The sequence below is a fragment of the Actinomadura formosensis NBRC 14204 genome, from assembly GCF_001552155.1.
Lineage (GTDB): Bacteria > Actinomycetota > Actinomycetes > Streptosporangiales > Streptosporangiaceae > Spirillospora > Spirillospora formosensis.
The window spans coordinates 1-1,427 of sequence record NZ_BCQQ01000283.1 but is presented as its reverse complement, the minus strand read 5'-3'; the positions used below and the strand labels follow the sequence as shown (position 1 = coordinate 1,427).

The following is a 1,427-nucleotide window of genomic DNA, read 5'->3' as shown; positions in this document are numbered from 1 at the left end:
GCCGCCGCCGTCGACGTACCGGCCGCCCGCTCCGGCGCCCGCCGCGGGCGCGAGCGGCCGGCCCCGCCGTCGTGGCTCGCCATGACGTTTCTGCTGCCGGCGCTGCTGCTGCTCGGCTTCCTCGTGGTCTACCCGATCGTGTACTCGGTGATCCGCAGCTTCTTCGACGCCTCGGGCGGCTCGTTCGTCGGCGTCGACAACTACACGGGGGTCTTCAAGGGGCACGACAACCTCGTCGCGGTGCGCAACACCGCGATCTGGGTGGTGGTGGCCCCGACCGTGGTCACCGTCATCGGGCTGGTGTTCGCCGTCCTGACCGAGCGGATCCGGTGGGCGACGGTGTTCAAGCTCGTGGTGTTCATGCCGATGGCGATCTCGTTCCTCGCCTCCGGCGTGATCTTCCGGCTGGTGTACCAGCAGGACCCCGACAAGGGCGTCGCGAACGCGGCGCTGGTCGCGCTGCACGACACGTTCGCGCAGGACACGACCTACCCGGGCGCCGGGCCCCGCACCGGCGGGGACGCGCTCGTCCGCGCGGACGGCGGCGCCGTGGTCACCTCCGGGTCCTTCCGGGCCGGGCAGAGCGCGTTCGTCCCGCTGCTGAAGATCCAGCAGCAGTACCTGCCGAAGGACGCCGCGCCGGCCGCGCAGCCGCCGGCCGCCGAGCCGGGGCAACTGGCCGGGACGGTCTGGTTCGACTTCACCAGGGGCGGCGGCGGGCAGCGGAACGTCCCGAACGCGGGAGAGACCGGGCTGCCCGGCGTCAGGGTCGAGGCGGTGAAGGACGGCAAGGTGGTCGCCAAGGCCACCACCGGGGCCGACGGCACGTTCACGATGAGGAAGGTCCCGGACGGGACGTACACGATCCGGCTGCCCGAGGACAACTTCACCGCCGCCTACCGGGGCGCGGAGTGGCTCGGCGGCACGCTGATCACGCCCGCGATCATCGGGTCGTACCTGTGGGTGTGGTCCGGGTTCGCGATGGTGCTGATCGCCGCCGGCCTCGCCGCCATCCCGCGCGACGCGCTGGAGGCGGCCCGGGTGGACGGCGCCACCGAGTGGCAGGTGTTCCGCCGGGTGACGATCCCGCTGCTCGCGCCCGTCCTCATGGTGGTGCTGGTGACGCTGGTCATCAACGTCCTGAAGGTCTTCGACCTCGTCTACATCATCGGCGGCGGTGACCCGAACGCCAACGTGCTGGCGCTGCAGATGTGGACGGTGTCGTTCGGCGGCGGCAACGACCAGGGCGCGGGCAGCGCCATCGCCGTGCTGCTGTTCGTGCTCGTGCTGCCCGCCATGCTGTTCAACATCCGGCGAATCCGGCAGGAGCGCAAATGAGCATCGCGGAGAAGACCGCCCCGGCTCCCTCCGGTGCCGAGGGCGCGGGCGGCGCGGCGGGCGCGCCGCGCCGCGGCCTGGCCGCCCGG

Annotated in this window: 1 protein-coding gene; it reads left to right on the top strand. The window is 72.5% G+C overall.

Going from position 1 to position 1,427, the window contains the following annotated elements; genetic code table 11:
- A partial coding sequence (locus tag AF1_RS32510; protein ID WP_067808190.1) for an ABC transporter permease subunit occupies nucleotides 1-1,338 on the top strand: 1,338 nt, incomplete at its 5' end.
- Between the last annotated feature and the right edge of the window lie 89 nt (nucleotides 1,339-1,427).